At 68.6% G+C, this 23,594-nt stretch carries 20 protein-coding genes; 10 read left to right on the top strand and 10 right to left on the bottom strand.

The features are described from left to right. The first annotated feature begins 316 nt into the window (after positions 1-316). From BLQ74_RS26075 to BLQ74_RS26055, 5 genes are all read left to right on the top strand, one after another. Positions 317-1,153, top strand: coding sequence for an outer membrane protein OmpK (locus BLQ74_RS26075; protein ID WP_090268296.1), 837 nt, complete (start codon positions 317-319; stop codon positions 1,151-1,153). A gap of 180 nt (positions 1,154-1,333) precedes the next feature. Next, positions 1,334-1,747 (top strand): hypothetical protein, encoded by a 414-nt coding sequence (locus tag BLQ74_RS26070; RefSeq protein WP_090268294.1) that lies wholly within the window; start codon positions 1,334-1,336, stop codon positions 1,745-1,747. A 222-nt stretch (positions 1,748-1,969) separates the two neighbouring features. Next, positions 1,970-3,346: a uracil-xanthine permease family protein gene (locus tag BLQ74_RS26065; RefSeq protein WP_090268292.1), complete on the top strand. Its 1,377-nt coding sequence runs from the start codon at positions 1,970-1,972 to the stop codon at positions 3,344-3,346. Positions 3,347-3,522: 176 nt separating this feature from the next. Then, a complete protein-coding gene (locus BLQ74_RS26060) occupies positions 3,523-4,191 on the top strand; it encodes a TetR/AcrR family transcriptional regulator (protein ID WP_090268290.1) in 669 nt (222 codons plus the stop codon). Further along, positions 4,188-4,778, top strand: coding sequence for an IMPACT family protein (locus BLQ74_RS26055; protein ID WP_090268288.1), 591 nt, complete (start codon positions 4,188-4,190; stop codon positions 4,776-4,778). The genes BLQ74_RS26060 and BLQ74_RS26055 overlap by 4 nt, the downstream gene beginning before the upstream one ends. A gap of 1,054 nt (positions 4,779-5,832) precedes the next feature. Here the strand turns inward: BLQ74_RS26055 and xdhC are convergent. From xdhC to xdhA, 3 genes are read right to left on the bottom strand one after another with little or no spacing between them, the layout of a single operon-like run. Next, positions 5,833-6,672 carry a xanthine dehydrogenase accessory protein XdhC gene (gene xdhC, locus BLQ74_RS26050; RefSeq protein WP_090268286.1) on the bottom strand — a complete coding sequence of 280 codons (840 nt, stop codon included), beginning with the start codon at positions 6,670-6,672 and terminating at the stop codon, positions 5,833-5,835. Beyond that, positions 6,669-9,053 carry a xanthine dehydrogenase molybdopterin binding subunit gene (gene xdhB / locus BLQ74_RS26045; protein WP_090268284.1) on the bottom strand — a complete coding sequence of 795 codons (2,385 nt, stop codon included), beginning with the start codon at positions 9,051-9,053 and terminating at the stop codon, positions 6,669-6,671. Before xdhB ends, xdhC begins: the two co-directional genes overlap by 4 nt. Beyond that, positions 9,046-10,470, bottom strand: a complete 1,425-nt coding sequence (gene xdhA, locus BLQ74_RS26040; RefSeq protein WP_090268282.1) for a xanthine dehydrogenase small subunit — start codon at positions 10,468-10,470, stop codon at positions 9,046-9,048. Before xdhA ends, xdhB begins: the two co-directional genes overlap by 8 nt. 214 nt (positions 10,471-10,684) lie before the next feature. Here xdhA and BLQ74_RS26035 point away from each other — a divergent pair, with 214 nt between their 5' ends. The 5 genes from BLQ74_RS26035 to ahpF all read left to right on the top strand — a co-directional run bounded on the left by BLQ74_RS26035 (position 10,685) and on the right by ahpF (position 16,889). Further along, a complete protein-coding gene (locus BLQ74_RS26035) occupies positions 10,685-12,214 on the top strand; it encodes an ABC transporter ATP-binding protein (protein WP_090268280.1) in 1,530 nt (509 codons plus the stop codon). A gap of 13 nt (positions 12,215-12,227) precedes the next feature. After that, the gene (locus BLQ74_RS26030; protein WP_090268279.1) at positions 12,228-13,325 is read left to right on the top strand and encodes an ABC transporter permease; all 1,098 of its coding nucleotides are present in this window, start codon (positions 12,228-12,230) and stop codon (positions 13,323-13,325) included. Positions 13,326-13,343: 18 nt separating this feature from the next. Continuing rightward, positions 13,344-14,270, top strand: coding sequence for an ABC transporter permease (locus BLQ74_RS26025; RefSeq protein ID WP_090268277.1), 927 nt, complete (start codon positions 13,344-13,346; stop codon positions 14,268-14,270). Positions 14,271-14,495: 225 nt separating this feature from the next. Next, positions 14,496-15,059 carry an alkyl hydroperoxide reductase subunit C gene (ahpC, locus tag BLQ74_RS26020; RefSeq protein ID WP_090268275.1) on the top strand — a complete coding sequence of 188 codons (564 nt, stop codon included), beginning with the start codon at positions 14,496-14,498 and terminating at the stop codon, positions 15,057-15,059. A gap of 264 nt (positions 15,060-15,323) precedes the next feature. After that, the gene (gene ahpF, locus BLQ74_RS26015; RefSeq protein WP_090268273.1) at positions 15,324-16,889 is read left to right on the top strand and encodes an alkyl hydroperoxide reductase subunit F; all 1,566 of its coding nucleotides are present in this window, start codon (positions 15,324-15,326) and stop codon (positions 16,887-16,889) included. 73 nt (positions 16,890-16,962) lie between these two features. Here the strand turns inward: ahpF and cls are convergent, their stop codons facing one another. From cls to choX, 7 genes are all read right to left on the bottom strand, one after another. Continuing rightward, positions 16,963-18,387 (bottom strand): cardiolipin synthase, encoded by a 1,425-nt coding sequence (gene cls, locus BLQ74_RS26010; protein WP_090268271.1) that lies wholly within the window; start codon positions 18,385-18,387, stop codon positions 16,963-16,965. A gap of 140 nt (positions 18,388-18,527) precedes the next feature. Further along, positions 18,528-18,776 carry a hypothetical protein gene (locus tag BLQ74_RS26005; RefSeq protein WP_090268268.1) on the bottom strand — a complete coding sequence of 83 codons (249 nt, stop codon included), beginning with the start codon at positions 18,774-18,776 and terminating at the stop codon, positions 18,528-18,530. A 288-nt stretch (positions 18,777-19,064) separates the two neighbouring features. Beyond that, positions 19,065-19,994 (bottom strand): alpha/beta hydrolase, encoded by a 930-nt coding sequence (locus BLQ74_RS26000; protein WP_090268332.1) that lies wholly within the window; start codon positions 19,992-19,994, stop codon positions 19,065-19,067. 2 nt (positions 19,995-19,996) lie between these two features. Next, positions 19,997-20,467 (bottom strand): thioesterase family protein, encoded by a 471-nt coding sequence (locus tag BLQ74_RS25995; protein WP_090268330.1) that lies wholly within the window; start codon positions 20,465-20,467, stop codon positions 19,997-19,999. Between the two features lie 82 nt (positions 20,468-20,549). Further along, a complete protein-coding gene (locus tag BLQ74_RS25990) occupies positions 20,550-21,515 on the bottom strand; it encodes an L-carnitine dehydrogenase (RefSeq protein WP_090268265.1) in 966 nt (321 codons plus the stop codon). A 97-nt stretch (positions 21,516-21,612) separates the two neighbouring features. Next, positions 21,613-22,500 carry a 3-dehydrocarnitine:acetyl-CoA trimethylamine transferase CdhC gene (gene cdhC / locus BLQ74_RS25985; RefSeq protein WP_090268262.1) on the bottom strand — a complete coding sequence of 296 codons (888 nt, stop codon included), beginning with the start codon at positions 22,498-22,500 and terminating at the stop codon, positions 21,613-21,615. 70 nt (positions 22,501-22,570) lie between these two features. Continuing rightward, a complete protein-coding gene (gene choX, locus BLQ74_RS25980; protein ID WP_090268260.1) occupies positions 22,571-23,509 on the bottom strand; it encodes a choline ABC transporter substrate-binding protein in 939 nt (312 codons plus the stop codon). Between the last annotated feature and the right edge of the window lie 85 nt (positions 23,510-23,594).

The following is a 23,594-nucleotide window of genomic DNA, read 5'->3' as shown; positions in this document are numbered from 1 at the left end:
GACGTTATGTATCCAAAATCATCGACTCGCGGTCGCCAGAATGGCGCCGTTCTGTACAATCCTGCCCCGTTTCAAGGCAGGACTTGTCCATTGGGTCAATAAACGCCCGCCGCAGAGCCCCGGACGCAACCGCCGGGGCGCAGCCGGATGACGCGTCCAAACCCTTGAAAACCCCTGAATCTGCCCGCCGGAGAGAATAAAAAACGGGCCACGGCAAGCATTGGCGTCGATCTTGCTTTTCCTGGCCAAGCCTGACCAAGCGGACAGGTTCCTATTCCAACTAGATCTGCACTTTCAAGAACACTAGGAGCACCACATGACTCGCACACTCGCATCCCTGCTGCTCGCCGGCGGGCTGCTGGCCGCCGGCCAGGCCATGGCCGGCGGTGAAGACCTGACCCCCGGGCCGGCGACCAACGACGGCCCGCTGCTCTGGCACAACGAGAGCCTGACCTACCTGTGGGGCAAGGACTTCAAGGTGAACCCGCCGATCCAGCAGACCTTCACCCTGGAGAGCGCGAGTGCCTGGACATGGGGTGACATCTGGTTCTTCGTCGATCAGATCAACTACAACGGCAAGAAAGACGCCAATAACGGCAGCAACACTTACTACGGCGAGTTCAGCCCGCGCCTGTCGTTCGGCAAGATCACCGGCACCGACCTGTCCTTCGGCCCGATCAAGGACGTGCTGCTGGCCACCACCTACGAGTTCGGCGAAGGCGACAACGAGTCCTACCTGGCCGGTCCGGGCTTCGACCTGGCGATTCCCGGCTTCGACTACTTCCAGCTGAACTTCTACTACCGCAAGCCCGACGGCCACCGCGTGCCGGCCGGCGCCTGGCAGATCACCCCGGCGTGGGCCTACACCATCCCGGTGGGCAACTCCGACATCCTCATCGACGGCTACATGGACTGGGTGGTGAACAACAAGGACGCCAGCTCGGGCCGCCCGAACCAGTCCGACTACCACGCCAACCTGCACTTCAACCCGCAGATCAAGTACGACCTGGGCAAGGCCATGGGCTACGAGGCCAAGCACCTGTACGTGGGCGTGGAGTACGACTACTGGTCCGACAAGTACGGCATCAAGGACTCCCAGTACTTCACCACCGACCAGAACACCACCAGCCTGCTGGTCAAGTACCACTTCTGATGGCACTCGCCCCGCCGCCAGGGCGGGGCCACGGGGCCGGCGGAGCAACAGCCGCCGGCCTGTGCGAAAGTCCTGCAGTGGATACGGAAAATCCGCCACCCCGGCGTGGCGCCTTCCAATATTCCCGGCCCCCCGCAGGCGGCATGGTTGGCAGTGAACACCTCTGTGCGGAGCCCAACCATGAACAAGTGCTGTTTCACCCTGCTGCTGGCCAGTTTCTGCCTGCCAGCGCTGGCCGCCGACGAACCGGCCGCCAACGACAAGAATCCCCACCGCGCGGCGCTCGCCGCCGCTCCCTGCGCGCCGCTGATCGGAGGCGCCAAGGACGACCAGGAACAGGCGTCCAGACCGCAACGGCAAGGCGAGCCGCAACGCCAGCACGATGAGCGCAAGGGTGCCCTCGCGCCCTTGCCGCCCGGCGATTGCTCGCCCCTGTCGCTGTCCCGTCCGCTGTACGGCAACCTGACCCCGGTCTACGTCATCGGTATCGGTGCGGCCGCCGCGGCGATAGGCCTGGCGGCATCCAACAACGGCGGTGGCAATGGTGGCGGCGGCAACGGCGGCACCAGCGGAACCACCGGCACCACCCGCTGAGACGGATCGGCGCCGCCCCGCCGCGGTGCGGCCCCGGCCCTGGCTGCGCCGACGTGCAGCAGTCCGGCGCGCGGCGGTGCTCGCCGCGATAGCCGACGTCGCCCACGCAGGCCGCGCACGGCGTGGCCTGCGCGGCTCATGTAGACAATTACCTGATCGATTGGACAGATTCTTGCAACGCCTCGGTATCCACTTGCGCAACCGATCCGCACCGAGGCGACCATGCAATCCGCGACCCCCGTCAGCAACGAACTCCTCTACGGCCTGGATGACCGGCCGCGTCCCCTGCCCGCCCTGCTCGCTGCCCTGCAGCATGTGCTGGCCAGCTTCGTCGGCATCATCACCCCGCCACTGGTGATCGGCTCGATCCTCGGCCTGCAGGCGCAACTGCCCTACCTGATCAGCATGGCGCTGATGGTCTCCGGCGTCGGCACCCTGATCCAGGCGCGCCGCCCGCTGGGAATCGGCGCCGGGATGATCTGCCTGCAGGGCACCAGCTTCGCCTTCCTCAGCGCCATCCTCGCCGCCGGCATGCTGGTCAAGCAGCGCGGCGGCAGCGCGGAGGACATCCTGGCGATGATTTTCGGCGTGTGCTTCTTCGGCGCCTTCGTGCAGGTCGCCCTCAGCCGCTGCATCGGCTACCTGCGCCGGGTGGTCACGCCGCTGGTGACCGGAATCGTCATCACCCTGATCGGCATCAGCCTGATCAAGGTCGGCATCACCGACCTGGGCGGCGGCTTCAAGGCCGCCGACTTCGGCGCGCCGATCAACCTGGCGCTGGGCGGCCTGGTGCTGCTCGGGATCATCCTGCTGAACCGCTCGCGGCGGCCCTGGGTGCGTCTCTCGGCGATCGTCATCGGCCTCGCCGTGGGCAGCCTGGCCGCCTGGGCCTGCGGCGTGCTGCAACCGCACGCGCTGCCGGCGCTGCCGCTGATCGCCCTGCCGCAGCCGTTCCGCTACGGCTTCGCCTTCGACTGGACGGTGTTCCTGCCGGTGGCGCTGATCTACCTGATCAGCTCGATCGAGACGGTCGGCGACCTCACCGCCAACTGCATGATCTCGCGCCAGCCGATCAGCGGCCCGGGCTACCTCGCGCGGCTCAAGGGCGGCGTCCTCGGCGATGGCGTCAGTTGCCTGCTGGCGGCCACCTTCAACGCCTTCCCCAACACCACCTTCGCGCAGAACAACGGGGTCATCCAGTTGACCGGCGTGGCCAGCCGCCACGTCGGCCTCTACATTGGCGCGCTGCTCATCGCCCTCGGCCTGTTCCCGCTGCTCGGCGCGATCCTCCAGCAGATTCCCAAGCCGGTGCTCGGCGGCGCCACCCTGGTGATGTTCGGCAGCGTCGCCGCCGCCGGCGTGCGCATCCTCGCCCAGGCGCCGCTGGACCGCCGCAGCCTGCTGATCATCGCCACCTCGTTCGGCGTCGGCCTGGGCATCGCCGCGCAGCCGTCCTTGCTCGACCAGTTGCCGGCGGTGGTCAAGACCCTGTTCGACTCGGCCATCACCAGTGGCGGCCTGAGCGCCATCCTGCTCAACCTGCTGCTGCCGGAGGAAAGCCTGCCGGCCAGCGCCGCGGCGTTGATCGAGGAGCCCTGAAGCGCGCCGCCGGGAACCCCGGCGAGCGGCGATCCGGCGCCTTGTTTCGGTGCATTCGCGGGGGCCGCGCGGCCAGTCAAACGGGCATTTGGATATTTTCCGCCGCGACGCTTGAATCGCCCGGCCCGCCTGGGGTATCCATGCTTCGCCCTTCCGCTGAAGCATGGATACGCCGTATGTCTTTCCCAGTTCCAGCCCACCTCACCGACGGTCAGGAAAAGCCCGCCGGCCGCATTCGCCAGAAGAATGAAGAGGTCATCCTCGCCGCCGCCGAAGAAGAGTTCGCCCGTCATGGCTTCAAGGGCACCAGCATGAACGCCATCGCCCAGCGCGCCGACCTGCCCAAGGCCAACCTGCACTACTACTTCAGCAACAAGCTGGGGCTGTACACCGCGGTGCTGGGCAACATCCTCCAGCTGTGGGACAGCACCTTCAACAACCTGACCGCCGACGACGACCCGGCCACCGCGCTGGCCGGCTACATCCGCGCCAAGATGGAGTTCTCCCGGCGCTACCCGCTGGCCTCGCGGATCTTCGCCATGGAGATCATCAGCGGCGGCGAATGCCTGAGCAGCCATTTCAACCAGGACTACCGCACCTGGTTCCGTGGCCGCGCGGCGGTGTTCGAGGCCTGGATCGCCGCCGGCAAGATGGACCCGGTGGACCCGGTCAACCTGATCTTCCTGCTCTGGGGCAGCACCCAGCACTACGCCGACTTCGCCAACCAGATCGCCTTCGTCACCGGGCGCAAGCGCATGTCCAAGCAGGACTTCGCCGAGGCCGGCGACAACCTCATCCGCATCATCCTCAAGGGTTGCGGGCTGACGCCGCCAGCCACGGCATGAGCTTCACCCTGGCCGGCCCGGCCACCTACGCCGAGGACATTCGCAAGAGCCGCTTCCACTGCCTCGCCGCACCCATCGCCAGCGAGGCCGAGGCCCAGGCCTTCCTCGCCGCCCGGCGCGACGCCAGCGCCGGGCACAACTGCTGGGCCTGGAAGCTCGGCGCGCAGTACCGCTTCAGCGACGACGGCGAACCCGGCGGCACCGCCGGCCGGCCGATCCTGGCCGCCATCGAGGGCCAGGACATGGACCGCGTGGTGGTGCTGGTCAGCCGCTGGTTCGGCGGCATCAAGCTCGGCACCGGCGGCCTCGCCCGCGCCTATGGCGGCTGCGCGGCCAAGTGCCTGCAGGACGCCGCCCGCCTCGAACTGGTGCCGAGCACGCGCCTGGCCTTCGCCTGTGCCTTCGCCGAGCACGCGCTGTTCAAGGCCCGCGTCCTGGCGCTGGGCGCCAGCATCGAGGACGAAGCCTATGGCACCGATGGCGTGGAACTGCGCCTGAGCCTGCCCAGCGCGAAAACCGAGGCGCTGCAGCGCCTGCTCAGCGACCTCAGCCGGGGACGCATCCAGGCCCGCAGCCTGGACGACTGAGCGTCGCCGCGGATTTATCCCCAGGGTCTGTCCAGCGATAGCGCCCCTTTGTCCCCGGTTCCTGTGCGGCATCCTGTGGACAAACTGTGCCCCCTCCCTTGCAGGCCACGCCAGCCGTGGCCTGCGTCACTCTGTTCAGATTTTGCGCAAACCCCGGGAACAGCCCATTCCGGCTATCCCCGGATAGCGTGGGCAAGGCTGTGGACAAGCTGTCGATGAAGGCCTCCGGCGCAGGCGTTTCGGGGCTTGCGCGGGGCTGTACGTTTTTTGTCCTTCGACACGCTGAAAGCCGCGTGGCGCAAGCTCTCCGCGCCGCCCAAAGGGGGCACTGGAAGGGGCCTGGATAAGCCCGGTAAAAGCCCTTGGCAAGCTGTGAATATCCTGGTGGAAAACTACCCCGGAGAGGGCCTTGCCAGGGGTAGCAGCGACATCGCCTCAACACCGCTGAAATCCCGCGTCAGGGCAGCGCGAGCGGTGAATTGCTCACAGAGCCGGTGGACAGTGCTGTGGATATCCTCTGGGGAAAACTTTCCAGGCGAGCCCCCTCGCCGGCTGGCGAAATGTGTACGTTATTTGAGCAGAATGCCGCAAAAAGACTGGGCTGCAGGCAGGTATCCACAGATCGCGAAGGCCGCTCGCCAGGCGCCACGGTCGACAAGCGCGCCAGCCTGCCTGTGGACAGCGAAATGGGCTTTTCAACAGTGGATAAATACCTAGCGCGGGAGCGCCCCGGGGCGACGCCGAACGGCGGATCAGCTCGCCGCTGCCGACATCGGTGTCGATGTTCAGCAGGAGGCCTGGGAGGCGATCAGCGCGCTGAAGGCTTGCTGCGCGGTGCGGATGCCGCCGAGGTAGCAGGCTGAGCAGCAGGGCTGCCGCCCATGCTGAGGATGAGTTGGCTCTGGATACTGCGTAAGCGCATGTTTTTATTGTCCTCGTGGCACGGCGCGGGAGAGGCAAGGCGTGATGACAGGGCCCACCGGCTATCGGCCAGCGGCTGAAGAACCGTTGTCCGATCGGTCGGGAATTTCGCACAAAGAGGGGCACGGGCGGACTAGCCCGGCGTGCTCGTCTCGCTGCACAGCGCCTGCCAGTCGACGCCGGCGCGGGTCGCGCGCGGCGGGGCGTCCTGCTGGTAGCGCGCGATGACCTGGGCGGCCACGGCGATGGCCACTTCCAGCGGGCGCTTGCCAGGCACGCCGGGCAGGCCGATGGGGCAGTGCAGGGTGGCGATGACCTCGGCCGGGACGCCGCGCTGTTCCAGGCGCAACTGGAAGCGCCGGGCCTTGGTCTGCGAACCGATCATGCCGAGGAAGCCGGCATCGCCGCGCTTGAGCACAGCTTCGGCGAGGGCGTAATCCAGCGGGTGGTTGTGGGTCATGATCAGGTAGTAACTGCCCGGCGCGGCCTTTTCCACCGCCTCCAGCGGATCGTCGAGCAGGCGCGCGCGCACGCCTGTGGGTAACTCGGCGGGGAACTCACCGGCGCGGCTATCGACCCATTCCAGGCGCAGCGGCAGCCCGGCGAGCAACGGCGCCAACGCACGGCCGACATGCCCGGCGCCGAACAGCAGCACCCGCGGACCGCGCACCGCGAAGCATTCGAAGAGCAGCGTGGCGCGGCCGCCACAGCACTGGCCGAGACGCGCACCGAGGGGGAAATGCTGCAGGCTCTGCGCATCCGCGCCGGCCTGCAGCAGGTGCCGCGCGTGCTCGATGGCGACCAGCTCCAGGTGGCCGCCGCCGATGCTGTCGTAGCTGGCGTCGCCGGTGACCAGCATCTTGCAGCCGGCCTCGCGCGGGGTGGAACCCTGCACGCCGATCACCGTGACCAGCACATAGGGCTCGGCACCGTCGCGCAGCCGGGCGATGGCGTCCATCCAGCCCGGAGTCATGACTGCGGCTCCTGCTCGCTGGCGCGGAGCCTGGGTTTATCCACAGGGGCGACGGCGCGCAGCGCCTCGCACGCCCACAACACCCGCTCGGGGGTCGCCGGGGTATCCAGCGCCGGGCTGACGCGGTAGTCGGCAAGGCTGGCAATGGCATCGCGCAGCGCCGACCAGACCGAGATCGCGAGCATGAACGGCGGCTCGCCGACGGCCTTGGACAGGTAGACGCTGTCCTCCTCGTTGGGACGCTCGAACAGCGCCACGCGGAAGTCCTCGGGCACGTCGCCGACCGTCGGGATCTTGTAGGTCGCCGGCCCCGTGGTGAGCAGCCGGCCCTTGGCGTCCCAGCGCAGTTCCTCGCTGGTCAGCCAGCCCAGGCCCTGGACGAAGCCGCCCTCGATCTGGCCGATGTCGATGGCCGGGTTCAGGCTGCGCCCGACGTCGTGGAGGATGTCCACGCGCAGCAGGCGGTATTCGCCGCTGAGGCTGTCCACCTGCACTTCGGCGACCGCCGCGCCGTAGGCGAAATAGAAGAACGGGTGGCCCTGGGCCTTGTCGCGGTCGTAGTAGATCTTCGGCGTGCGGTAGAAGCCGGTGGCGGACAGTTGCACCCGCGCGAAATAGGCTGCCTGCACCACCTCGGCGAATTCCAGCGGACGCTCGCCGACGCACACCTTGCCGTGCTCGAAACGCACCTCGGCGGCGGGTACGCCGTCGCGCTCGGCGAGGAACTCGGCCAGGCGCCGCTTCAGCGTGCGCGCCGCGTCGCGGGCGGCCATGCCGTTCAGGTCGGTGCCGCTGGAGGCGGCGGTGGGCGAGGCGTTGGGCACCTTGTCGGTGCGCGTGGCGGTGATCGTCACGCGCTCCAGCGGCACCTGGAATTCCTCGGCGACGATCTGCGCCACCTTGATATTCAGGCCCTGGCCCATCTCGGTGCCGCCGTGGTTCAGCTGGATGCTGCCGTCGGTGTACAGGTGGATCAGCGCGCCGGCCTGGTTCAGGTGCTGGGCGGTGAAGGAAATGCCGAACTTCACCGGGGTCAGCGCCAGGCCCTTCTTCAGCACCGGGCTGGCGGCATTGAAGGCGCGGATCGCCTGGCGCCGGGCGCGGTAGTCGCTGCTGCGTTCCAGGCGCTCGATCAAGTCGCCGAGCAGATTGTGCTCGACCTTCTGCCGATAGGGCGTCAGGTCGCGCCCGCTGCCGCCGTAGAGGTTGAGCTTGCGCACATCCAGCGGGTCCTTATCCACAGCCCGGGCGATATCGTCCATGGCGCGCTCGATCAGCATCATGCCCTGCGGCCCGCCGAAGCCTCGGAAGGCCGTGTTGGAGGCCAGGTTGGTGATACTGCGATAGCCGGAAATCGCCACATCAGGAATGAAATAGGCGTTATCGGCATGGAACATGGCGCGATCGACGATGGCGTCGGAGAGGTCCGGCGAGTGCCCGCAATCACCGATGACCTCCAGTTGCGCGGCGAGCAGCCGGCCGTCGTCGTCGAAGCCGACGCGGTAGTGGTTGTGGAACGGATGGCGCTTGCCGGTCAGGCGCATGTCGTCGCCGCGCGGCAAGCGCAGCTTCACCGCGCGCCCGGTCTTCCAGGCCAGCAACGCGGCCAGGCAGGCGAAGGGCGCGGCCTGGGTTTCCTTGCCACCGAAACCGCCGCCCATGCGCCGCACTTCCACGGTGACCTTGGCCAGCGGCAGGCCCAGCACCTCGGCGACCAGCTTCTGCACCTCGCCCGGATGCTGGCTGGAGCTGTACACCAGCATGCCGCCATCGTCGCAGGGCAGCGCCATGGACACCTGCCCTTCGAGGTAGAAATGCTCCTGGCCGCCGACGTACTGCCGCGCCTCCAGCACATGGGGCGCGGCCGCCAGGGACTTATCCACAGCGGCGCCGCGCTGCATGTGATGCGGCGGACGGACGAAGCGCTGTTCGGCCTTGGCCCGCAACGGATCGAGCAGCGGCGGCTCTTCGAGGTACTCGACCTTCGCCAGGCGCACCGCGCGGCGCGCCTGCAACAGGCTCTGCGCGGCGACCGCGAAGAGCGCCTGGCCGTGGTACTTCACCCGCTCGCCGGCGAGCAGCGGGTCACCGGGGAATACCGGACCGACGTCGGTCTGTCCGGGTATTTCGTCCAGGGTCAACAGCGCGACCACGCCGGGGGCGGCGCGCACGGCGTCGAGATCGAGTCGGCGGATGGCGCCGCAAGCGATGTCGCTCAGGCCGACGGCGGCGTGCAGCAGGTCGGCCGGCGCCTGGATATCGTCGACGTAACGCGCGGCACCGCTGACGTGCAGTTCGGCGCTGTCGTGGGGACGCGGCTGGCCGGCGCTGTGGCTATCGACCGCGACGCCGTTCGCGGCCACGGGCGGCAGGCTACGCATGGCGTACCTCGCGGTCGGTTTGCTTCGCTTCCAGTAATGCACGCTGCAGGAGATTCTGCGCCACCTTCAGGCGATAGGCGGCGCTCGCGCGGAGGTCGTCGATGGGCTGGAAGTCCTCAGCCAGCGCAGCTTGTGCGGCAGCCACGGCGGCACCATCGAATGGCCGCGCGCGCAGCGCCGCCTCGGTCTTGCGGCCGCGTAGCGGCGTAGCCGCCATGCCGCCGCAGGCCAGCCGTGCCTCGCCTACCCGGCCGCTCTCGTCGAAGTCCAGGCGCAGGGCCATGCACAGGGCGGAAATATCGTCGTCGTGGCGTTTGGATATCTTGTCCACACGGAATAGCTGGTGCGGCCGCAGCCTGGGGATAAGTATCCCTTCGATGTATTCGCCAGGCTGCAGGATGCTTTGCCGGTAGCCGCTGAAGAAGCCGTCGAGCGGCACCTCGCGCAGCGCCCCGGCGCGCCGCAGGCGCAAGCGGGCGTCCAGCGCCAGCAGCACGGGCGGCATGTCGCCGATCGGCGAGGCATTGGCGATGTTGCCGCCGAGCGTGCCGCGCTGGCGGATCTGCAACGAGCCGAGACGTTCCAGCAAGGCCGCCACGCCGGGGAATTCGGACAAGGCCGCGGCGCAATCGACATAGGGCCGCGCGGCGCCGATCAGCAGGAAGTCGGGGTGCTCTTCCAGGCGCAGCAGCTCGGCCACGCGCTCCAGGTGGATCAACTGCGGGAAGCTCTTCAGGGCCTGGGTCGCCTCCAGTTGCAGGTCGGTGCCGCCGGCCACCAGGCGCGCCTGTGGATAGTTTTTCAACAGGGCGTCCAGTTCATCCACAGAGGTTGGCAGGAAGGCGTGCTGCGCGCCGTCATGCAATTCGCCCGCAGGGGCGATCGCGCGCAGGCGCGCGGCAGTTTCGCGCGCCGCGGCGGCGAAGCGATCGGCGCCGGGTTGCGCGGCGATGCGCGCGGCGGCATCGAGGATCGGCCGGTAGCCGGTGCAGCGGCAGAGGTTGCCGGACAGCGCGCTCAGCGCCGTGTCGCGGTCATGCGCGCCCTCGGCGTGGCGCCAGGCGAACAGCGACATGACGATGCCCGGCGTGCAGAAGCCGCACTGCGCGCCATGGCAATCGACCATGGCCTGCTGCACTGGGTGCAGGACGGCGCCCTCGGCGAGGTGCTCCACGCTCAGCAACTGGCGCCCGTGCAGCGCGGCGAGCGGCGTGATGCAGGCGTTGATGGCGCGATAGCGCAGGCCGTCGCCGGCCGGTTCGGCGAGCACCACGGTGCAGGCGCCGCAATCGCCGGAGGCGCAGCCCTCCTTGGTCCCGGTGCGCCCCAGTCGGGTGCGCAGGTAATCGAGCAGGCTCGTTTCCGGTGCCAGGCCGTCGGCCTGCCGCAGTTCGTCGTCGAGCAGGAACTGGATCATGCGCGTACCTCGTTGCGGCGCGGCGGCGACGCTCGTCGATGAGCCGTCCAGACACCGCGCCAAAGCTGTCCACCTGGTCAGGTAATGCACGAACTCTGCCAGCCGGCGAGGCCGGCTGCATAAGCAAAGCATAGGCTTGCGGCGTTTTTTGACCAGCTGGCCAGGAATTTGCTTCGACCCTCGCCACTGCTGAATCCCTGACCGAGTCCCGCCCATGCCCACACCCCTTCCGCCCCGCCTGGAGCTGCGCGCCATCAGCAAGCGCTACCCCGGCTGCCTGGCCAACGACCGCGTCGACCTGAGCATCCAGCCCGGCGAAATCCACGCGCTGCTCGGCGAGAACGGCGCCGGCAAGAGCACCCTGATGAAGATCATCTACGGCGTGACCCGCCCGGACAGCGGCGAGCTGTTCTGGGACGGCCGCGCGGTGACCGTGAAGGACCCGGCGCAAGCCCGCGCGCTGGGCATCGGCATGGTCTTCCAGCACTTCTCGCTGTTCGACACCCTGAGCGTGGCGGAGAACATCGCCCTGGCCCTGGGCGCCGGCGCCGGTACGCCGAAGCAACTGGCGCCGCGCATCCGCGAGGTTTCGCGGCGCTACGGCATGCCGCTGGAACCCGAACGCCTGGTGCACAGCCTGTCGATCGGCGAGCGCCAGCGGGTGGAAATCGTCCGTTGCCTGATGCAGGACATCCGCCTGCTGATCCTCGACGAGCCGACCTCGGTGCTCACCCCGCAGGAGGCCGAGGAACTCTTCGCCGTGCTCCGCCGGCTGGCGGCCGAGGGCTGCAGCATCCTCTTCATCAGCCACAAGCTCGGCGAGGTGCGCGCGCTGTGCCAAGGCGCCACCGTGCTGCGCGGCGGGCGGGTGTCCGGCGCTTGCGTACCGGCGCAATGCAGCGACCTGGAATTGGCGCGGCTGATGGTCGGCAACGCCGAAGGGCTGGCCGCGCAGTACCCGAAGGCCAGCGGCGGCGAAGCGCTGCTGCGTGTCGCCGGGCTGCACTGGCGCAGCGCCGATCCGTTCGGCGTGTCCTTCGCCGGCCTCGACCTGGAGGTGCGCGGCGGCGAGATCGTCGGCATCGCCGGGGTCGCCGGCAACGGCCAGGACGAACTGCTTGCCCTGCTCAGCGGCGAGCAGCGCCTGCCGCGCCGCCAGGCCGATTGCATCCGCCTCGCCGGCGACGCGGTCGGCCATCTGCCGCCGGACGCCCGCCGCGCGCGCGGCCAGGCGTTCGTCCCGGCCGAACGCCTCGGCCATGGCGCGGTGCCGGAACTGAGCCTGGCCGACAACGCCCTGCTCACCGGCTTCCAGCGCGGCCTGGTGCGCCATGGCCTGGTGGACCGCCGCCAGGTGCTGGGCTTCGCCACGGCGATCATCCAGCGCTTCGCGGTCAAGACCCCGGACGCGCAGGCCGCCGCGCGCAGCCTGTCCGGCGGCAACCTGCAGAAGTTCATCCTCGGCCGCGAGATCCTGCAGAACCCGCGCCTGCTGATCGCCGCGCACCCGACCTGGGGCGTCGACGTCGGCGCCGCCGCGGTGATCCACAGGGCGCTGATCGCCCTGCGCGACGCCGGCGCGGCCATCCTGGTGATCTCCGAAGACCTCGACGAGCTGTTCCAGATCAGCGACCGCATCGGCGCCCTCTGCGGCGGCCGGCTGTCGCCCCTGGCGCCCACCGCCAGCACCGACGCCCTCGCCGTCGGCCGCTGGATGGCCGGGCAGTTCGACGCCGCCGCGTAAAGGAACCGTACCGATGCTGCTTTCCCTCGAACCGCGCGGCCAGCAATCGCGCGCCATGCTCCTGCTCTCGCCGTTGCTCGCCGGGCTACTCACCCTGCTCTGCGGCTCGGCCTTGTTCGCCGGCCTCGGCCACCCGCCGCTGGCGACCCTGCATACCCTGTTGATCGAACCGCTGCAGGACTGGTACGGGGTCGGCGAGCTGCTGGTCAAGGCCACGCCCATCCTGCTCTGCGCCCTCGGCCTGGCGCTGGCCTACCAGGCGCGCCTGTGGAACATCGGCGCCGAAGGCCAACTGCTGATCGGCGCGCTGGCCGGCAGCGCCGTGGCCCTGCAATTGCTCGACTGGCAAAGCCGCTGGGCGCTGGTCTGGGTGCTGCTCGCCGGGATCGGCGCCGGCGCCGCCTGGGCCGGCCTGGTGGCCTGGCTGCGCACGCGCTTCAACGCCAATGAGATCCTCACCAGCATCATGCTCAACTACATCGCGCTGAACCTCTTGCTGTTCTGCGTGCACGGCCCGCTGAAGGACCCACAGGGCTTCAACTTCCCGCAATCGGCGATGTTCGCCGATTCCGCCCACCTGCCGGCGCTGTTCGACGGCAGCCGCATGCACCTCGGCGCGCTCTTCGCCCTGTTCGCCCTGGTGGCGGTCTGGGTCCTGGTGCAACGCAGCTTCGTCGGCTTCCAGATCAAGGTCCTCGGCCTCGACCGCCGCGCCGCCGGCTTCGTCGGCTTCAGCGAAAAACGCCTGGTCTGGCTGGCGCTGCTGCTCTCCGGGGCGCTGGCCGGGCTGGCCGGGGTCTGCGAAGTCAGCGGGCCGATCGGCCAACTGGTGCCGCAGGTGTCGCCGGGCTATGGCTACGCGGCCATCACCGTGGCCTTCCTTGGCCGCCTCAACCCCATCGGCATCCTCTTCGCCAGCCTGCTGATGGCGCTGCTCTACCTGGGCGGCGAGACCGCGCAGATGAGCCTCAACCTGCCGCTGGCGCTGACCGGGCTGTTCCAGGGGATGATGCTGTTCTTCCTCCTCGCCTGCGACGTACTGATTCTCTACAAGCCGCGCCTGGCGCTGAACTGGACGCGCCGCGCGGCGGTGCGCGACGCCCTGGCCTGAGCGCCCCGAGGAATGCCAATGGACATCGATCTGCTGAGTAATGTGTTGTTCGCCATGGTCCGCACCGGCACCCCGCTGCTGCTGGTGGCCGTGGGCGAGCTGGTGTGCGAGAAGTCCGGGGTGCTCAACCTCGGCCAGGAAGGGATGATGCTGTTCGGCGCGGTGATCGGCTTCATGGTCGCCTTCAGCACCGGCAGCCTGTGGCTGGGCGTGCTCTTCGCGGTGCTCGCCGGGATGCTCCTGGCGGCGCTGTTCGCCGGCGTGGCGCTGGGCCTGAACGCCAACCAGGTGGCCTGCGGCCTGGCCCTGACCATCTTCGGCGTCGGCCTGTCGTCCTTCGTCGGCGCGGCCTGGGTCGGCAAGCCGCTGCAAGGCTTCGCGCCGCAGGCCATCCCGCTGCTCGCCGGGCTGCCCCTGGTGGGGCGCATGCTGTTCGCTCAGGACCTGCTGGTCTACCTGTCCTTCGCGCTCTTCGCCCTGGTCGCCTGGGTGCTGTTGAAGAGCCGCATCGGCCTGATCGTCCAGGCGGTCGGCGAGAACCCCGACGCGGCCAGCGCCATGGGCCTGCCGGTGCTGCGCGTGCGCACCCTGGCGGTGCTCTTCGGCGGCGCCATGGCGGGCCTGGCGGGCGGCTACCTGTCACTGGCCTACACGCCGATGTGGGCGGAAAACATGAGCGCCGGACGCGGCTGGATCGCCCTGGCGCTGGTGGTGTTCGCCAGTTGGCGGGTGTTCCGCGTGCTGCTCGGCGCCTGGCTGTTCGGCCTGGCCAGCATCCTCCACCTGGTGGCCCAGGGCGTCGGCGTGAGCATCCCGGCCAACCTGCTGGCGATGCTGCCCTACCTGGCGACCATCGTCGTGCTGGTGCTGCTTTCCCGCGATGGCGCGCGCACCCGGCTGTTCGCCCCGGTATCGCTGGGACAGCCGTGGAAGGCCGGACATTGAGCGGCGCTGTCACGCATCGGTAGCGCGGGGCGGGCAAGCTCGCCAGCAGGGGAGCGCCTCGCCGTCGATAGCGAGGATCTTCCTTTTATTAATCTTCCGATAGAGAAAGCAAATACTTGCGATGCCTTTAATCAATGAGGCATTTCCAGCGTCCGCGCATAACCTTCACCTCGTCGAATTTCAAACCGACCTTCGAGCAACACTCACTCTACGAGGAATCGCCAAATGTCCCTGATCAATACCCAAGTCCAACCGTTCAAGGTCAACGCTTTCCACAACGGCAAGTTCATCGAAGTGACCGAGCAGTCCCTGAAGGGCAAGTGGTCGGTGCTGATCTTCATGCCGGCCGCCTTCACCTTCAACTGCCCGACCGAGATCGAAGACGCCGCCAACAACTACGCCGAGTTCCGTGAAGCCGGCGCCGAGGTGTACATCGTCACCACCGACACCCACTTCTCGCACAAGGTCTGGCACGAAACCTCCCCGGCCGTGGGCAAGGCTCAGTTCCCGCTGATCGGCGACCCGACCCACCAACTGACCAACGCCTTCGGCGTGCACATCCCGGAAGAAGGCCTGGCCCTGCGCGGCACCTTCGTGATCAACCCGGAAGGCGTGATCAAGACCGTCGAGATCCACTCCAACGAGATCGCCCGCGACGTTTCCGAGACCCTGCGCAAGCTGAAGGCTGCCCAGTACACCGCCGCCCACCCGGGTGAAGTCTGCCCGGCCAAGTGGAAGGAAGGCGCCGCCACCCTGGCTCCGTCGCTGGACCTGGTCGGCAAGATCTAAGGAACGGCCGGGAAGCCGTTGCGCAGCGCTGACGCTGCGTTGCAAGCAGGCGCGGGCGGGTCATTCAGCGCTCGTGAACTTCGCGCCCGCGCCTGGTCGCACCCCTGCCTGAGCGCTTGCTCAGGACACTTCCCAACCCGTTTGACGCAGTACCCCAAGGGGGTCTACCGGCCCCCTCTCCCGACGTAGCCAAAAGCATGCGGTAGGGTGGGCGATTTCGCTCGCCGGGGCCCCTTTTTGCCTGAATTTCGCAGGAGTTGAATCATGTTGGACGCCAATCTTAAAACCCAGTTGAAGGCCTACCTGGAAAAGGTCACCCAGCCGTTCGAGATAGTCGCGTCCCTCGATGACAGCGACAAATCCCGCGAGCTGAGCGCGCTGCTCCACGACATCGTCGGCCTGACCGACAAGATCAGCCTGCGCGAAGACGGCAACGATGCGCGCAAGCCGTCCTTCTCGCTGAACCGCCCGGGCGCGGACATCGGCCTGCGTTTCGCCGGTATCCCCATGGGCCACGAATTCACCTCGCTGGTGCTGGCTCTGCTGCAGGTCGGCGGCCACCCGTCGAAACTGGCGGCGGAGGTGATCGAGCAGGTCAAGGGCATCCAGGGCCGATTCGAGTTCGAAACCTACTTCTCGCTGTCCTGCCAGAACTGCCCGGACGTGGTCCAGGCGCTGAACCTGATGGCCGTGCTCAACCCGAACATCCGCCACGTCGCCATCGACGGCGCGCTGTTCCAGGATGAAGTCGAGCGGCGCCAGATCATGTCGGTGCCGAGCATCTACCTGAACGGTGAGGTGTTCGGCCAGGGCCGCATGGGCGTGGAAGAAATCCTCGCCAAGATCGATACCGGCGCCGCCGCCCGCGACGCCGAGAAGATGAGCGGCAAGGACGCCTTCGACGTGCTCGTGGTCGGCGGTGGCCCGGCCGGCGCGTCGGCGGCCATCTATGCCGCGCGCAAGGGCATCCGCACCGGCGTCGCCGCCGAGCGCTTCGGCGGCCAGGTGCTGGACACCATGGCCATCGAGAACTTCATCTCGGTGCAAGAAACCGAAGGTCCGAAACTGGCCCGCGCGCTCGAAGAGCACGTCAGGCAGTACGAGGTCGACATCATGAACCTGCAGCGCGCCAGCGCGCTGATCCCGGCGAAGCATGCCGGCGAGCTGCACGAAGTGACCTTCGAGAGCGGCGCCAGCCTCAAGGCCAAGACCGTGATCCTCGCCACCGGCGCGCGCTGGCGTGAAATGGGCGTGCCCGGCGAGAAGGAGTACAAGGCCAAGGGCGTGTGCTTCTGCCCGCACTGCGACGGCCCGCTGTTCAAGGGCAAGCGCGTGGCGGTGATCGGCGGTGGCAACTCCGGCGTCGAGGCGGCCATCGACCTGGCCGGCATCGTCGCCCACGTGACCCTGCTGGAGTTCGACAGCAAGCTGCGCGCCGACGCCGTGCTGCAACGCAAGCTGTTCAGCCTGCCCAACGTCGAGGTGATCAGCAGCGCCCAGACCACCGAAGTGAAGGGCGACGGGCAGAAAGTCACCGGCCTGGTCTACAAGGATCGCAACAGCGAGGCGCTGAAGACCGTCGAACTGGAAGGCATCTTCGTGCAGATCGGCTTGCTGCCGAACAGCGAATGGCTCAAGGGCACCCTGGAGCTGACCCCGCGCGGCGAGATCATCGTCGATGCGCGGGGCGAGACGTCGCTGCCGGGCGTGTTCGCCGCCGGTGACGTGACCACGGTGCCGTACAAGCAGATCGTCATCGCGGTCGGCGAAGGCGCCAAGGCCTCGCTCTCGGCCTTCGACCACCTGATCCGCAGCTCGGCGCCGGCCTGATAAGCCCACGCCTGGCAAAACGCCCGGTTCACGCGAGTGAGCCGGGCGTTTTTCTTGCCGCGGCGGACGCGCCTTACAGAATCGGTGACACCAGCCGCGCCACGCGCATGCCCAGTTGCTGCAGGCGGCTGCTGTGTTCCGGGCCCATTTCCACGGCGTTGTCGAAGTCGGCCAGGAGCATGCTTTCCACCTCGGCGGCGAAGCCTTCGTCGACGGTGACCAGCATGATCTCGAAGTTCAAGCGGAACGAGCGGTTGTCCAGGTTGGCGCTGCCCACCGCGGCGCTGTCGCGGTCGACCAGCACCACCTTCTGGTGCAGGAACCCCGGCTGGTAGCGGAATACCCGCACGCCGACGCGCACCGCGTCCTGGGCGTAGAGGCTGGAGGCGGCGTAGACGGTCCGGTGGTCCGGCCGCGACGGCAGCAGGATGCGCACGTCCACCCCGCGCAACACGGCCAGGCGCAGCGCCGCGCTGACGGCTTCGTCGGGGATGAAATACGGCGTGGTGATCCAGATGCGTTCGGTCGCCGAGTTGATCGCCTCGACGAAGAACAGCGAGCAGGTTTCCTGCTTGTCCGCCGGACCGCTGGCGACCACCTGGCAGAGCATCCCTTCGCTGGCGTAGGCGCTGGGCAGCAGCAGCGTCGGCAGCGCGCGGGTGGCCCAGAACCAGTCCTCGGCGAAGCACTCCTGCAGGCAGGCCACCGCCGGCCCGCGCAGCTCCACGTGGGTGTCGCGCCAGGGCGCCAGCGGGGGCTTCTCGCCGAGGTATTCGACGCCGACGTTGTGCCCGCCGACGAAGCCGCGCACGCCGTCCGCGACCACGATCTTGCGATGGTTGCGGAAGTTCAGCTGGAAGCGGTTGAGGGTTCCGCGACCGGTGCTGAAGGCCTGCACCTGCACGCCACCGGCGCGCAAATGCTCGACGTAGCGTCCGGGCAGGCCATGGCTGCCGATGGCGTCGTAGAGCAGGAAGACTTCCACGCCGTTGGCCGCGCGCTCCAGCAGCAGTTGCGCCAGGCGCTGGCCGAGGGCGTCATCGCGGATGATGAAGAACTGCACCAGGAGCACCCGCTGCGCCTCGGCGATGGCCTCGAAGATCGCCTCGAAGCTGGCCTGGCCGTTGATCAGCAGGCGCACCTGGTTGTTCGCCAGGGTCGGCATGCGCGCCAGCTCGGCCAACGCCCGCAGCGCCTTGTAGCTGTGGTACTGGCGCGCCGCCAGGGCTTCCTCGACCCAGGGCCGCCAGTCGAGTTCGGCGGCGGCGGTATGCATTTCTGCGTTGGCCTGGCGCCGCGCGCCGATGTAGGCATCGAAGCGGCCACGGCCGAACACCAGGTAGGGCAGCAGCGTCAGCAGCGGCATGAACACCAGCGAAGTGGCCCAGGCGATAGCGCCCTGGGCGGTGCGCACGGTGAATACCGCGTGCACCGCGGCGATCACCCCGAGGACCTGGATGACCACCAGCAAATGGGCGATGTAGGAGGAGTACGACATGCGCTCGCGCGAATCCTTGTGGCAGGCGTGTTCGCTGAGCTTAGCCGTCGAAGGGCGGTTGCGGCCATGCTGGCACGCCGGGCCAGCAGCGCCGCGCCGGCGAGCACAGCGTTGCCGTCAGGCGCCGCGCGGCAATCTCGTCATGGCCTCGGCACCAGCGCCGGCAGCAGATGCCGGGAAATCGCCTCGCGCACCGCCGGCAGCAGGGTGGCGGTGCCGCCGAGCATCTCTTCCACCAGCCGGCGCAGGGCGCGCGAGCGCTCCGGGGTCAGGGCGCGCACGGCATATTCACAGGCCTGCTCCGCGGAAACGTCCGGCGGCACGGCGAAGCCCAGCGCCTGCAGGCGCTCGCGGAAATCGTCCTGGTCGATCAGGTCGGCGTGCATCATCGCGGAATCCTCCATTTGGGTGGCTGATTCGATTCTCGGAACAGCGCCGGGCCGGTGCAAGCGCCCGGGCGACGAGGTGTCCGGCGCAGGCATGTGCAGGTCGCTTTCGGCATACCGGGTACTGCCGGAGCAGCCACACTGGAGGCATACCGCTGCGGTGAAGACCGAAGCAGGTGCATGACACACTGAGGGCCACAGGCTCGCTTTCTCCCCTGTCACGCGTCGGGCGTGCCGGGGGATTTTTTTGCCTATCGCAAAGGCAGACCGCGCGGATACGCCGGCCGGCGTTCAGCGCAGATGCCGGCCAAGCGCTTCGAACAGCGCCGCGTAGAGGCGCTCCACCTCGGGCAACTGGCGGGCGCGCAGGCAGCCATGCACCAGTCCCTCGCCGGCGAAGTAGTCCACCGCCACCCGTGCGCTGCGCAGGCGTTCGGCATAGTGCAGGCCGTCGTCGCGCAGCGGATCGCATTCGGCGACGGCGATGAAGGCCGGCGCCAGCCCCGCCAGCTCGGCGGCACGCAACGGCAGCGCCAGCGGCCGATGGCGTTGTTCCCGGCGCGGCAGGTAGGCGTCGAGGCAGGCCTGCAGGTCGGCCGTCGACAGCAGCGGCGCGTCGGCGCAGTCCTGCCGCGAGGCCGTCGGCGCATCGCCCAGCGCCGGGTAGATCAGCGCCTGCAGGCACGGCTGCGCCTCGGCGGCGTCGCGCAGGGCCAGGCACAGGGCGGCGGCCAGGTTGCCACCGGCGCTGTCGCCGAGCACCGCCAGGCGGGTCGCATCGATCGGCTCGTCGAGCGCCCCGTCACGCAGCGCGCGCCAGGCCGCCAGGCTGTCCTCCAGAGCGGCGGGGAACGGCTGTTCCGGCGCCAACCGATAGTCCAGCGCCAGCACCAGCACGCCGAGGCGCGCGGCCAGTTCGGCGCAGAGGAAGTCGTGGGAGTCCAGGCCGCCGAGCATCCAGCCGCCGCCATGCAGGAACAGGATCGCCGGCCAGCCGGCGGCGGGCCGGGCGCACGGCGGTCGATAGCGGCGCAGGGGCGCGCAGCCGGACAGGCTCAGGTCGCGTACCTGCAGGCCAGGCGGGCGCGGCGGGGTGAAGGCCGCCGCCATCCGCGCATAGGCGCTGCGCTGGGCGGCCGGCGCGGGATCGGCACAGGCGAAGGCGCGCGTTGCCGCGACGAAGGCACGCATGCCGGCCGACAGCGGGTATTCGCGCGCCACGCTCACCCCGGTAGACCGATGACGCGGCCGACGTGCTCGGGCCGTGGCAGCCCGCGATGGGCTTCGGCCAGGGCCTGCACGCGCGCCAGCAGCACCCCGTCGAAGGGCGCCGAGCGCGGGCCGTCGAGGCTCACGTGCAGCAGCATCTGCTCGCTGGCGGCCAGCGGCTGGTCCTCGCCGGGCCGGTACAGCGCGTGGTGGATGTGCAGGCGCTTGCGGTCGTGGGCGAGCAGTTGCGTGCGCACTTCCACCACGGCGCCCTGCTTCACTTCGTGGAGGAAGTTCAGGTGCGCCTCCAGGGTGAACAACGAGTGGCCGCTGGCTTCGCGGCCGGCGCTGTCCAGGCCCAGGCAGTCCATCAGGGCATCGGTGGCGTAGCTGAAGATCAGCAGGTAGAAGGCATCGCGCAGGTGGCCGTTGTAGTCGACCCACTCGGGGAGGATCGGTGTCTCGTAGGTTTTCAGGGCGGGCATGGCGGTCATTCCGAAGAGCCCCTCTCCCCAGCCCGCCCCCGGCAGGGAGAGAGGGCCGTCCGGAGGGGCGGATGGATCGAGGTTAGTCGGCGAAGGCGAAGCCGTGGCGGGCCTTGCTCTGCTTGATCGCGCCGAGCACCGCCAGCAGGCAGTCGTCGCGGTAGCGTTCCAGCTCGGCGATGCTGCGCGTGCCCTGCTGTTCGGCGGTGCCTTCGACCACCTTGTCGATCAGTTCCTCGGTGAGCGGCGGCGCCGGCAGGTAGGTCCAGGGCAACTGCAGGGCCGGCCCGAACTGCGCCATGAAGTGGCGCATGCCGGCGTTGCCGCCAGCCAGGGTATAGGTCAGGAAGGTGCCCATGAACGACCAGCGCAGGCCGGCGCCGAAGCGGATCGCATCGTCGATCTCGCCGGTGCTGGCGACGCCGTCGTTGACCAGGTGCAGCGCCTCTCGCCAAAGCGCTTCGAGCAGGCGGTCGGCGATGAAGCCGGGAACTTCCTTGCGCACGTGCAGCGGGCGCATGCCCAGCGCGCGGTAGACCTGCATGGCGGCCTCGACCGCCGCCGGGTCGGTCTTCGCGCCGCCGACCACTTCCACCAGCGGCAGCAGGTACACCGGGTTGAACGGGTGGCCGACCACGCAGCGCTCGGGGCGCACCGCGTCGGCGTAGAACTCGCTGGGCAGCAGGCCCGAGGTGCTGGAGCCGATCAGGGCGTCGGGCTTGGCCGCGGCGCTGATCTTCGCGTGCAGGTCGAGCTTGAGGTCGAGGCGCTCGGGGGCGCTTTCCTGGATGAAATCGGCAGCGCCCACGCATTCTTCGATAGTGGAGACGACGCGCAGGCGATCTGCCGAAGCGCCGGGCGCCAGGCCCTGCTTCTCCAGCGCCGGCCAGGCGTTGGCGATGCGCGCGCGCAAGGCGGCCTCGGCGCCCGGCGCCGGGTCCCAGGCCACCACGTCGAGGCCGTGGGCCAGGGCGCGGGCCACCCAGCCGCTGCCGATGACGCCGCTGCCAAGGGCGGCGAAGGTCTTGATTTCGGTGATGTAAGGCATGACGACTCCTAGGGAAAAGCGATGGCCCGGCTTGGCGCCAGCGGTCGCGGATCGCTGCGCTGCCCCCAAGCCACGGCGTAATGGGCAGGCTGATGGTTCAGGTGCGCGCCTTGAGGTTCATCTTCTTGCGCCCTTCGGCCGGGCTCAGGACACGGCCGCCGAGACGTTCGATGATCTCCACGGCGCGCTCGACCAGTTGCCCGTTGCTCGCGTGCACGCCCTTGTCCAGCCAGATGTTGTCTTCCAGGCCGACGCGCACGTTGCCGCCCAGCAGCATGGCCTGGGCGACCATCGGCATCTGCATGCGGCCGATGCCGAAGCCGGCCCAGGTGCAGCCCGGCGGCAGGTTGTCGGCCATCGCCTTCATGCTGGTGGTGTCTGCCGGCGCGCCCCACGGGATGCCCAGGCAGATCTGGAACAGCGGGTCGTCCAGCAGGCCTTCCTTGAGCATCTGCTTGGCGAACCAGAGGTGGCCGGTGTCGAAGATTTCCAGCTCGGCCTTCACCCCCAGCTCGGTGATGCGCCTGGCGCCGGCCCGCAACTGCGCCGGGGTGGAGACGTAGATGAAGTCGCCGTCGCCGAAGTTCAGCGTGCCGCAGTCCAGGGTGCAGATTTCCGGCAGCAGCGCCTCGACGTGGGCCAGGCGCTCCAACGGGCCGACCAGGTCGGTGCCCATGCCGAACTCCAGCGGCTGTTCGCCCTTGCCGATCTCCAGGTCGCCGCCCATGCCGGCGGTGAGGTTGATGATCACATCGGTGTCGCTCTCGCGGATGCGTTCCACCACTTCGCGGTACAGCGCCACGTCGCGGCTCGGCTTGCCGGTCCGCGGATCGCGCACATGGCAGTGGGCGACGGTGGCGCCGGCCTTGGCCGCCTCGATGGCGGCGGCGGCGATTTCCCTGGGGCTGACCGGGATGGCCGGGTGCTTGCCGACGGTGTCGCCGGCGCCGGTCACCGCGCAGGTGACAATGACTTCGTAGTTCACGGTACGGGTCCTTCTTTCAGGCGTGCGGGGGCCGTGCGCGGCCAGTGCCGCGCAGCGGGGATCGGTCGAGTCAGTTGAGGGCGGCGATGGCCGCGGCGTCGGCGGGCTTGCCGTCGAAGGTGGTCACGCCGTCGAGCCAGCGCTTGAGGTCTTCGGGGTGGTCCTTGAGCCACTGGCGGGCTACGTCTTTCGGCTCCTTGCGCGCCATGATCGGCACCATCAGCTGGCTTTCCTGGGCGGAGGTGAAGGTCAGGTTGCCGAGCAGGCGGCTGACGTTCGGGCAGCGCTGCGCGTAGTCCGGCGCGGTGACCACCGAGACGGTCGCCTGGCCCTCGTTGGGCCCGAACACGTCCTGGCTGCCGCTGAGGTAGTCCATCTTCATGTTGATGTTCATCGGGTGCGGCTTCCAGCCGACGAAGACCACCCACTCGTTACGCTTGGCCGCGCGCGACACCGCGGCGAGCATGCCGGCCTCGCCGGACTCCACCAACTGGAAGCCCTTCAGGCCGAACTGGTCCTTGTCGATCATGCCCTTGATCGCCGTGTTGGCGCCGGTGCCCGGCTCGATGCCGTAGATCTTGCCGTCGAGCTTGTCCTTGAACCGGGCGATGTCGGCAAAGGTCTTCAGGCCGCCCTGGTAGACATAGTCGGGCACCGCCAGGGTGGCCTGGGCGTCGGCCAGGCTCGGCTGCTCCAGCACCTTGACCTGCTTGGCGTCGAGGAAGGGCGCGATGTTCTTGTCCATCGCCGGCTTCCAGTAGCCGAGGAACACGTCCAGGCGGTTATCGCGGATGCCGGCGAAGATGATCTGTTGCACGGCGTTGGTCTGTTTGACGCTGTAGCCCAGGCTCTCCAGCAGCACCTCGCCCATGGCGCTGGTGGCGACCACGTCGGTCCAGGCCACCACGCCCATGCGCACGTTCTGGCAGGCGGCCTGTTCGGCGGCCCACGGCGCCTGGCTGGCGAGTACGAGCGCGGCGCAGCCCACCGCTTTGATCAATCGCTTCATGACGTCTCCCTCAAGGCCTTTGCGGCAATGGTTATCGTTGTTGTGTCATGCGCCCCGCCCGGCGGTGGCTGGAATCCAAGTTACG

Origin of the sequence: Pseudomonas panipatensis, assembly GCF_900099785.1 — a bacterium.
GTDB classification, from domain to species: Bacteria; Pseudomonadota; Gammaproteobacteria; order Pseudomonadales; family Pseudomonadaceae; genus Pseudomonas; species Pseudomonas panipatensis.
The sequence above is the reverse complement of the archived record's forward strand: the minus strand, read 5'-3'. Positions and strand labels throughout refer to the sequence as shown.

Coding starts and splice junctions, on each gene's coding strand:
- BLQ74_RS26075 (WP_090268296.1), top strand. CDS start 317: ATGACTCGCACACTCGCATCCCTGCTGCTCGCCGGCGGGCTGCTGGCC.
- BLQ74_RS26070 (WP_090268294.1), top strand. CDS start 1,334: ATGAACAAGTGCTGTTTCACCCTGCTGCTGGCCAGTTTCTGCCTGCCA.
- BLQ74_RS26065 (WP_090268292.1), top strand. CDS start 1,970: ATGCAATCCGCGACCCCCGTCAGCAACGAACTCCTCTACGGCCTGGAT.
- BLQ74_RS26060 (WP_090268290.1), top strand. CDS start 3,523: ATGTCTTTCCCAGTTCCAGCCCACCTCACCGACGGTCAGGAAAAGCCC.
- BLQ74_RS26055 (WP_090268288.1), top strand. CDS start 4,188: ATGAGCTTCACCCTGGCCGGCCCGGCCACCTACGCCGAGGACATTCGC.
- xdhC (WP_090268286.1), bottom strand. CDS start 6,672: ATGACTCCGGGCTGGATGGACGCCATCGCCCGGCTGCGCGACGGTGCC.
- xdhB (WP_090268284.1), bottom strand. CDS start 9,053: ATGCGTAGCCTGCCGCCCGTGGCCGCGAACGGCGTCGCGGTCGATAGC.
- xdhA (WP_090268282.1), bottom strand. CDS start 10,470: ATGATCCAGTTCCTGCTCGACGACGAACTGCGGCAGGCCGACGGCCTG.
- BLQ74_RS26035 (WP_090268280.1), top strand. CDS start 10,685: ATGCCCACACCCCTTCCGCCCCGCCTGGAGCTGCGCGCCATCAGCAAG.
- BLQ74_RS26030 (WP_090268279.1), top strand. CDS start 12,228: ATGCTGCTTTCCCTCGAACCGCGCGGCCAGCAATCGCGCGCCATGCTC.
- BLQ74_RS26025 (WP_090268277.1), top strand. CDS start 13,344: ATGGACATCGATCTGCTGAGTAATGTGTTGTTCGCCATGGTCCGCACC.
- ahpC (WP_090268275.1), top strand. CDS start 14,496: ATGTCCCTGATCAATACCCAAGTCCAACCGTTCAAGGTCAACGCTTTC.
- ahpF (WP_090268273.1), top strand. CDS start 15,324: ATGTTGGACGCCAATCTTAAAACCCAGTTGAAGGCCTACCTGGAAAAG.
- cls (WP_090268271.1), bottom strand. CDS start 18,387: ATGTCGTACTCCTCCTACATCGCCCATTTGCTGGTGGTCATCCAGGTC.
- BLQ74_RS26005 (WP_090268268.1), bottom strand. CDS start 18,776: ATGATGCACGCCGACCTGATCGACCAGGACGATTTCCGCGAGCGCCTG.
- BLQ74_RS25995 (WP_090268330.1), bottom strand. CDS start 20,467: ATGCCCGCCCTGAAAACCTACGAGACACCGATCCTCCCCGAGTGGGTC.
- BLQ74_RS25990 (WP_090268265.1), bottom strand. CDS start 21,515: ATGCCTTACATCACCGAAATCAAGACCTTCGCCGCCCTTGGCAGCGGC.
- choX (WP_090268260.1), bottom strand. CDS start 23,509: ATGAAGCGATTGATCAAAGCGGTGGGCTGCGCCGCGCTCGTACTCGCC.